The sequence below is a fragment of the Streptococcus sp. 3874 genome (assembly GCF_013276425.1).
GTDB classification, from domain to species: Bacteria; Bacillota; Bacilli; order Lactobacillales; family Streptococcaceae; genus Streptococcus; species Streptococcus pseudopneumoniae.
On record NZ_VMLA01000139.1, the window covers coordinates 1 to 8,470 of the forward strand.

The 8,470-nt window shown below is 41.8% G+C and carries 9 protein-coding genes; all 9 read left to right on the plus strand.

Features of this window, described 5'->3' with window-relative positions; genetic code table 11:
- Positions 1 to 302 precede the first annotated feature (302 nt).
- The 9 genes from HT703_RS11025 (at position 303) to adcA (ending at position 8,370) form a co-directional block, all read left to right on the plus strand.
- On the plus strand, positions 303 to 434 hold the full coding sequence (locus tag HT703_RS11025; protein ID WP_000813667.1) for a teichoic acid D-Ala incorporation-associated protein DltX: 132 nt from the start codon (positions 303 to 305) through the stop codon (positions 432 to 434).
- A 20-nt stretch (positions 435 to 454) separates the two neighbouring features.
- Complete coding sequence (gene dltA / locus HT703_RS11030; RefSeq protein WP_172930090.1) at positions 455 to 2,005, plus strand: D-alanine--poly(phosphoribitol) ligase subunit DltA; 1,551 nt, start codon at positions 455 to 457, stop codon at positions 2,003 to 2,005.
- Positions 2,002 to 3,246, plus strand: a complete 1,245-nt coding sequence (gene dltB, locus HT703_RS11035; RefSeq protein ID WP_172930091.1) for a D-alanyl-lipoteichoic acid biosynthesis protein DltB — start codon at positions 2,002 to 2,004, stop codon at positions 3,244 to 3,246. The genes dltA and dltB overlap by 4 nt, the downstream gene beginning before the upstream one ends.
- A gap of 12 nt (positions 3,247 to 3,258) precedes the next feature.
- A complete protein-coding gene (gene dltC / locus HT703_RS11040) occupies positions 3,259 to 3,498 on the plus strand; it encodes a D-alanine--poly(phosphoribitol) ligase subunit DltC (protein WP_050197725.1) in 240 nt (79 codons plus the stop codon).
- Positions 3,491 to 4,759, plus strand: a complete 1,269-nt coding sequence (gene dltD, locus HT703_RS11045; protein WP_100104712.1) for a D-alanyl-lipoteichoic acid biosynthesis protein DltD — start codon at positions 3,491 to 3,493, stop codon at positions 4,757 to 4,759. The genes dltC and dltD overlap by 8 nt, the downstream gene beginning before the upstream one ends.
- 152 nt (positions 4,760 to 4,911) lie before the next feature.
- A complete protein-coding gene (gene adcR / locus HT703_RS11050; protein WP_001249308.1) occupies positions 4,912 to 5,352 on the plus strand; it encodes a zinc-dependent transcriptional regulator AdcR in 441 nt (146 codons plus the stop codon).
- Entirely contained in the window at positions 5,352 to 6,056 is a 705-nt protein-coding gene (locus tag HT703_RS11055) for a metal ABC transporter ATP-binding protein (RefSeq protein ID WP_172930092.1), read from the plus strand. The genes adcR and HT703_RS11055 overlap by 1 nt, the downstream gene beginning before the upstream one ends.
- On the plus strand, positions 6,049 to 6,855 hold the full coding sequence (locus tag HT703_RS11060; RefSeq protein ID WP_000950018.1) for a metal ABC transporter permease: 807 nt from the start codon (positions 6,049 to 6,051) through the stop codon (positions 6,853 to 6,855). Before HT703_RS11055 ends, HT703_RS11060 begins: the two co-directional genes overlap by 8 nt.
- A 9-nt stretch (positions 6,856 to 6,864) precedes the next feature.
- Complete coding sequence (gene adcA / locus HT703_RS11065; protein ID WP_172930093.1) at positions 6,865 to 8,370, plus strand: zinc ABC transporter substrate-binding lipoprotein AdcA; 1,506 nt, start codon at positions 6,865 to 6,867, stop codon at positions 8,368 to 8,370.
- Positions 8,371 to 8,470 lie beyond the last annotated feature (100 nt).

The window sequence follows — 8,470 nt, forward strand, 5'->3', positions numbered from 1 at the left end:
CGTCAGCGTCGCCTTACCGTACTCAAGTACAGCTTGCGGCTAGCTTCCTAGTTTGCTCTTTGATTTTCATTGAGTATTAGAAAACAATTATTTTGATAGAGCTTGAGATGGAAATCTCAGGCTCTTTTTTAAAAATATGCATAGAAAAACCGCATAATCCTTAAAACAAGCTGAAATGTAGTGAAAATGTACGGTAAACAATTGAAAAACCACCCTATAAAGTGGTACAATGGTAGAAAAATAAGCTAGTAAGAATCACTCTTATTTTAGCGAAAAATTACAGAAATGAATGGTTTTTCTTGATGAAACAGAGAAAAGAATTGTACCTCTTTCTTGGTCGGACAGCCTTGTATTTTCTTATCTTTCTGGGGCTGCTTTACTTCTTTAGCTATCTTGGTCAGGGTCAAGGAAGCTTTATCTATAATGAATTTTAACTTGAAGGAGAATTCCTATTGTGTCACATAAACCAATAGTAGATATGATTGAAACCATTGAGCATTTTGCTCAGACACAGCCTAGCTATCCTGTTTACAATGTTTTGGGGCAGGAACATACTTATGGAGATTTAAAGGCTAATTCGGATAGTTTAGCTGCAGCCATTGACCAGCTGAATTTACCAGATAAGTCTCCTGTAGTCGTTTTTGGTGGCCAAGAATATGAAATGTTGGCAACTTTTGTAGCCTTGACTAAGTCAGGACATGCCTACATTCCAATTGATAGTCATTCGGCCTTGGAGCGAGTTTCGGCTATTTTAGAAGTAGCGGAGCCAAGTTTGATTATTGCCATTTCAGAATTTCCATTGGAGCAGGTTTCTACACCGATGATGACTCTAGCTCAGGTTCAAGAAGCCTTTGCCCAAGGGACTAGCTATGAGATCACGCATCCAGTCAAGGGCGATGATAACTACTACATCATCTTTACTTCTGGTACGACTGGTAAGCCTAAGGGAGTGCAGATTTCCCATGATAACCTCCTCAGCTTTACCAACTGGATGATTACGGATAAGGAATTTGCGACGCCAAGTCGTCCGCAAATGCTGGCTCAGCCACCTTATTCTTTTGACCTGTCTGTCATGTACTGGGCGCCGACCTTGGCACTGGGTGGTACACTTTTTGCCCTCCCTTCAGCCATTACTCAGGACTTTAAGCAACTTTTTGCGGCTATCTTTTCATTGCCAATCGCTATCTGGACTTCAACACCATCCTTTGCGGATATGGCCATGTTATCAGAAGACTTTAATAGTGAGAAAATGCCTGGCATCACGCATTTCTACTTTGATGGTGAAGAATTGACGGTCAAAACAGCGCAAAAACTGCGTGAGCGATTCCCAAATGCCCGTATTATCAATGCCTACGGCCCAACAGAAGCGACAGTAGCCTTGTCAGCTGTTGCTGTGACAGACGAGATGTTGGCGACTCTCAAACGCCTACCAATCGGCTATACCAAGGCTGATTCTCCAACCTTTATCATTGACGAGGACGGCAATAAATTGCCAAATGGTCAACAGGGAGAAATCATTGTTTCTGGACCAGCTGTTTCAAAAGGTTATATGAACAATCCTGAAAAAACAGGGGAAGCCTTCTTTGAATTTGAAGGACTGCCAGCCTATCACACAGGTGATGTGGGAACCATGACAGATGAAGGCTTGCTTCTCTACGGCGGACGAATGGACTTCCAGATTAAGTTCAACGGTTACCGCATTGAGTTAGAAGATGTCTCTCAAAACCTCAACAAGTCTCGCTTTATCGATTCTGCTGTCGCTGTCCCACGTTATAATAAAGACCACAAGGTGCAAAATCTATTGGCCTATGTCATTTTAAAAGATGGTGTGCGTGAGCAGTTTGAGCGTGATATCGATATTACCAAGGCCATTAAGGAAGATTTGACAGACATCATGATGTCCTACATGATGCCGTCTAAATTCCTTTATCAAGACAGTTTGCCACTGACTCCAAATGGAAAGATTGACATTAAAGGATTGATTAACGAGGTGAATAAGAGATGATGGAGTTCTTTCAACAGCTTCCTCATTTAGAGCCATACGGCAATCCTCAGTATTTTGTCTATGTGATTGCTGCAACCTTGCCCATCTTTATCGGTCTCTTTTTCAAGAAACGCTTTGCCTGGTACGAAGTGCTGGTAAGTCTCTTCTTTATTGTCACCATGTTGGTAGGTGGGAAGACCAATCAGTTGGCTGCCTTGGGTATTTACCTTTGCTGGGAAATATTGCTCCTGCTTTTCTACAAGCATTATCGAAAAAGCAAGGATGGCAAGTGGGTCTTCTACTTAGTTAGTTTTCTGTCCCTCCTTCCGATTATCTTTGTCAAGGTGCAGCCAGCTATCAATGGAACGCAGTCTTTGCTTGGATTTTTGGGAATTTCTTACCTGACATTTCGTTCGGTTGGGATTATCATCGAGCTGAGAGATGGAGTGATTAAGGATTTTACCCTCTGGGAATTCCTTCGTTTCCTTCTCTTCATGCCGACTTTTTCAAGTGGTCCAATCGATCGCTTTAAGCGTTTTAATGAAAATTATCAGACCATTCCTGAGCGAGATGAGTTGATGGATATGCTGGATGAATCTGTTCGCTATATCATGTGGGGATTTTTGTATAAGTTTATCCTAGCTCATGTTTTAGGAGAGACCTTACTCCCTCCTCTGAAGAATCTAGCCCTGCAGTCAGGTGGCTTCTTTAACCTCTATGCCTTGGCAGTTATGTATACATTTGGTCTGGAACTTTTCTTTGACTTTGCAGGTTATTCTATGTTTGCCTTAGCCATTTCAAATTTGATGGGAATTCGTAGCCCCATCAACTTTAACAAGCCCTTTTTATCAAGGGATTTAAAGGAATTTTGGAATCGCTGGCATATGAGTCTCTCTTTCTGGTTCCGTGACTTTGTCTTTATGCGGATGGTGATGGTATTGACCAGAAAGAAGGTCTTTAAGAATCGCAATGTAACCTCAAGTGTGGCCTACATAGTAAATATGCTGATTATGGGATTTTGGCATGGAGTGACTTGGTACTATATCGCCTATGGCCTCTTTCATGGACTGGGCTTGGTCATCAATGACGCTTGGATTCGCAAGAAAAAAACGCTTAATAAGGAACGGAAAAAAGCAGGGAAAGCTGCTCTACCTGAGAATCGCTGGATTCAGTTGCTTGGCATGGTTGTCACCTTCCATGTCGTCATGCTGTCATTCTTAATCTTTTCTGGATTTTTGAATGATTTATGGTTTAAAAAATAAAGGAAATAAAATATGGATATCAAATCAGAAGTTATCGAAATTATTGATGAGTTATTTATGGAAGATGTTTCTGACATGATGGATGAAGATCTTTTTGATGCAGGTGTCTTGGATAGTATGGGAACGGTTGAATTGATTGTGGAGATTGAGAACCGTTTTGACATTCGTGTCCCTGTAACAGAGTTTGGTCGCGACGACTGGAATACAGCCAATAAAATCATAGCTGGTATTATGGAGCTACAAAATGCTTAAACGCTTATGGATGATCTTCGGACCGGTCTTGATAGCTGGTTTGTTGGTTTTTCTGCTCATTTTCTTTTATCCTACTGAGATGCGTCATAATCTAGGAGCTGAAAAGCGTTCAGCGGTGGCTACTACTATCGATAGTTTTAAGGAGCGAAGTCAAAAAGTCAGAGCACTATCTGATCCAAATATGCGTTTTGTTCCCTTCTTTGGCTCTAGTGAATGGCTTCGTTTTGACGGTGCTCATCCTGCGGTATTAGCTGAGAAATACAATCGCTCCTACCGTCCTTATCTTTTAGGACAGAGGGGAGCTGCATCGCTTAACCAGTATTTTGGAATGCAACAGATGTTGCCACAACTGGAGAATAAACAAGTTGTGTATGTTATCTCCCCTCAGTGGTTCAGTAAAAATGGCTATGAGCCAGCAGCCTTCCAGCAGTATTTTAATGGAGACCAGTTGACCAGTTTTCTGGAACATCAATCTGGAGATCAGGCTAGCCAATATGCGGCGACTCGCTTACTACAGCAGTTTCCCAACGTAGCTATGAAGGATTTGGTTCAGAAGTTGGCAAGCAAAGAAGAATTGTCGACGGCAGACAATGAGACGATTGAATTATTGGCTCGGTTTAATGAACGCCAGGCTTCCTTTTTTGGACAGTTTTCAGTTAGAGGCTATGTTAATTATGGTAAGCATGTAGTTAAGTATTTAAAGACCTTGCCAGATCAGTTTTCCTATCAAGCAATAGAAGATGTTGTCAAATCAGATGCAGAAAAGAATACTTCCAATAATGATCTGGGAATGGAGAATGATTTCTATAATAAGCAGATTAAGAAGGATTTGAAGAAATTAAAGGATTCTCAGAAAAACTTCACCTACCTCAAATCACCAGAGTATAATGACCTGCAGTTAGTTTTAACCCAGTTTTCTAAATCCAAGGTAAACCCGATTTTTATCATTCCACCTGTTAATAAAAAATGGATGGATTATGCTGGTCTACGAGAGGATATGTACCAACAAACGGTGCAGAAGATTCGCTACCAGTTAGAGAGTCAAGGTTTTACCAATATAGCAGATTTTTCTAAGGATGGCGGGGATCCTTTCTTTATGAAGGATACCATCCACCTTGGTTGGTTGGGTTGGTTAGCTTTTGACAAGGCAGTTGATCCTTTCCTATCCAATCCCACACCAGCTCCGGCTTACCATCTGAATGAGCGCTTTTTCAGCAAGGACTGGGCGACATACGATGGAGATGTCAAAGAATTTCAATAGATCATAATATAGAAGAGTTCAAGAATGAAGCTGATTTTTACGTTTTTTCTTGACTCTTTTTTTGCTTGTGATATAATTAACTGGTAAACAAAATTCCACAGAATAGTATTTTTCTCTTAAAAAAGAGAAGTTCAAAAGGAAAGGAGTCAGATATGAGACAGCTAGCGAAGGATATTGATGCTTTTTTGAATGAGGTGATTTTGCAGGCAGAAAATCAGCATGAAATTTTAATAGGTCATTGTACTAGCGAGGTAGCTCTGACCAATACCCAGGAGCATATCCTCATGCTCTTGTCGGAGGAATCTTTAACAAATTCAGAATTGGCCCGTCGCCTCAATGTCAGTCAGGCGGCAGTTACCAAGGCCATTAAGTCTTTGGTCAAGGAAGGAATGTTGGAAACATCTAAAGATCCTAAGGATGCGCGTGTGATTTTTTATCAATTGACTGATTTGGCTCGTCCAATCGCTGAGGAGCACCACCATCACCATGAGCATACACTTTTAACCTATGAACAAGTGGCGACTCAGTTTACTCCAAATGAACAAAAAGTGATCCAGCGGTTTTTGACTGCTTTAGTAGGAGAAATCAAATAATGAGATACATTACGGTAGAGGATTTATCCTTCTATTATGATAAGGAGCCCGTTCTTGAACATATCAATTATAGTGTTGATAGTGGGGAATTTGTTACCTTGACTGGGGAAAATGGGGCAGCTAAGACGACACTGATCAAGGCCAGTCTTGGAATTCTCCAACCACGCATTGGAAAGGTGGCTATTTCAAAGACAAATACGCAAGGTAAGAAATTGAGAATAGCCTATCTTCCTCAACAAATTGCCAGTTTTAATGCTGGTTTTCCAAGTACGGTCTATGAATTTGTCAAGTCGGGTCGCTATCCGAGAAAAGGCTGGTTCCGTCGTTTGAATGCTCATGATGAGGAGCATATCAAGGCTAGTCTGGACTCAGTTGGCATGTGGGAACATCGAAACAAACGCTTGGGGTCTCTATCTGGGGGACAAAAGCAGCGAGCGGTAATTGCGCGTATGTTTGCTTCTGACCCTGATGTGTTTATCCTAGACGAGCCGACAACGGGGATGGATGCAGGAAGTAAAAATGAATTTTACGAACTCATGCATCACAGCGCCCATCATCATGGCAAGGCTGTTTTGATGATTACCCATGACCCTGAAGAAGTTAAGGATTATGCGGATCGCAATATTCATCTAGTCCGTAACCAAGACTCGCCATGGCGTTGTTTCAATGTTCATGAGAATGACCAGGAGGTGGGCCATGCTTAGTTTATTATCTTACGACTTTATACAACGCGCCTTTTTGGCGGTTATTGCTATGAGTCTTTTCTCACCGGTATTGGGAACCTTCCTCATCTTGCGTCGTCAGAGTTTGATGAGTGATACCCTTAGCCACGTCTCACTTTCAGGTGTAGCCTTTGGTCTGGTTTTGGGGATTTCTCCAACTGTTTCTACTATTGCCATTGTCTTGATTGCGGCGGTCTTTCTGGAGTATCTCCGTACGGTTTACAAGAGCTTTATGGAAATCGGGACAGCTATCCTCATGTCAACAGGTCTGGCTGTTTCTCTGATTGTCATGAGCAAGGGTAAAAGCTCGAGTTCAATGAGTTTGGACCAATATCTCTTTGGTTCGATCGTGACTATCAGTGAAGAACAGGTCATTTCCCTCTTTGTCATTGCGGCGGTTGTTTTGATTTTGACCTTTCTCTTTCTTCGTCCTATGTATATCTTAACTTTTGACGAAGATACGGCCTTTGTGGATGGCTTGCCAGTTCGTACCATGTCCATTCTTTTTAACATGGTGACAGGGGTGGCTATTGCCCTTATGATTCCTGCAGCAGGAGCTCTTCTGGTATCGACCATTATGGTCTTGCCAGCTAGTATTGCCCTGCGTCTGGGGAAAAACTTTAAATCGGTGATGCTGCTTGCCAGTGCGATTGGCTTTTTGGGAATGGTAGCAGGACTTTACATTTCCTACTATGCAGAAACACCTGCAAGTGCAAGTATTACCATTATTTTTGTAACTGTCTTTATACTAATCAGTTTAGTAAGACGTTTTATCAAATAGGAGACGAACGTGAAAAAAATTAGCTTATTACTAGCCAGTCTATGTGCCTTGTTTTTAGTGGCTTGTTCCAATCAAAAACAGGCAGATGGTAAACTCAATATCGTGACAACCTTTTACCCTGTCTATGAATTTACCAAGCAAGTCGCAGGAGATACGGCTAATGTAGAACTCCTAATCGGTGCTGGGACAGAACCTCATGAATACGAACCATCTGCCAAGGCAGTTGCCAAAATCCAAGATGCAGATACCTTCGTTTATGAAAATGAAAACATGGAAACATGGGTACCTAAATTGCTAGATACCTTGGATAAGAAAAAAGTGAAAACCATCAAGGCGACAGGCGATATGTTGCTCTTGCCAGGTGGCGAGGCAGAAGAGGGAGACCATGACCATGGAGAAGAAGGTCATCACCATGAGTTTGACCCCCATGTTTGGTTATCACCAGTTCGTGCCATTAAACTAGTAGAGCGCATCCGCGACAGCTTGTCAGCAGATTATCCTGATAAAAAAGAGACCTTTGAGAAGAATGCAGCTGCCTATATCGAAAAATTGCAAGCCTTGGATAAGGCTTACGCAGAAGGCTTGTCTCAAGCAAAACAAAAGAGCTTTGTGACTCAACACGCAGCCTTTAACTATCTTGCCTTGGACTATGGACTCAAACAAGTCGCAATCTCAGGACTTTCTCCAGATGCAGAGCCATCAGCTGCTCGCTTGGCAGAATTGACAGAGTATGTCAAGAAAAATAAAATCGCCTATATCTATTTTGAAGAAAATGCCTCACAAGCCCTTGCTAACACACTTTCAAAAGAAGCAGGTGTCAAAACTGATGTCCTCAATCCTTTAGAAAGTCTGACAGAAGAGGACACCAAGGCTGGAGAAAATTACATCTCTATCATGGAGAAAAACCTCAAGGCTTTGAAACAAACAACAGACCAAGAAGGCCCAGCGATCGAGCCTGAAAAGGCAGAGGATACCAAGACAGTCCAAAATGGTTACTTCGAGGATGCAGCTGTCAAGGACCGCACCTTGAGTGACTATGCAGGTAACTGGCAATCAGTTTATCCTTTCCTTGAAGACGGCACGTTTGACCAAGTCTTTGACTACAAGGCTAAGTTGACTGGTAAGATGACCCAGGCTGAGTACAAGGCTTATTATACAAAAGGCTATCAGACAGATGTGACTAAGATTAACATTACTGATAATACTATGGAATTTGTTCAAGGTGGACAAAGCAAGAAATATACTTACAAGTATGTCGGTAAGAAAATTTTGACTTACAAGAAAGGCAATCGTGGCGTGCGTTTCCTCTTTGAAGCCACAGATGCTGACGCTGGACAATTCAAGTATGTTCAGTTTAGTGACCACAATGTTGCCCCAGTTAAGGCAGAACATTTCCATATCTTTTTTGGAGGTACAAGCCAAGAAGCTCTATTTGAAGAAATGGATAATTGGCCAACCTACTACCCAGATAACCTATCTGGCCAAGAAATCGCTCAAGAAATGTTGGCGCATTAATGAGAAATCGACTAGTTCATAAGAGCTAGTCGGTTTTTGGGTACTAGATGGCTAACTTCATTATAGACTTTTCAGAACTTTAGTAACCGCCCAATAACGA

Coding starts and splice junctions, on each gene's coding strand:
- HT703_RS11025 (WP_000813667.1), top strand. CDS start 303: ATGAAACAGAGAAAAGAATTGTACCTCTTTCTTGGTCGGACAGCCTTG.
- dltB (WP_172930091.1), top strand. CDS start 2,002: ATGATGGAGTTCTTTCAACAGCTTCCTCATTTAGAGCCATACGGCAAT.
- dltC (WP_050197725.1), top strand. CDS start 3,259: ATGGATATCAAATCAGAAGTTATCGAAATTATTGATGAGTTATTTATG.
- dltD (WP_100104712.1), top strand. CDS start 3,491: ATGCTTAAACGCTTATGGATGATCTTCGGACCGGTCTTGATAGCTGGT.
- adcR (WP_001249308.1), top strand. CDS start 4,912: ATGAGACAGCTAGCGAAGGATATTGATGCTTTTTTGAATGAGGTGATT.
- HT703_RS11055 (WP_172930092.1), top strand. CDS start 5,352: ATGAGATACATTACGGTAGAGGATTTATCCTTCTATTATGATAAGGAG.
- HT703_RS11060 (WP_000950018.1), top strand. CDS start 6,049: ATGCTTAGTTTATTATCTTACGACTTTATACAACGCGCCTTTTTGGCG.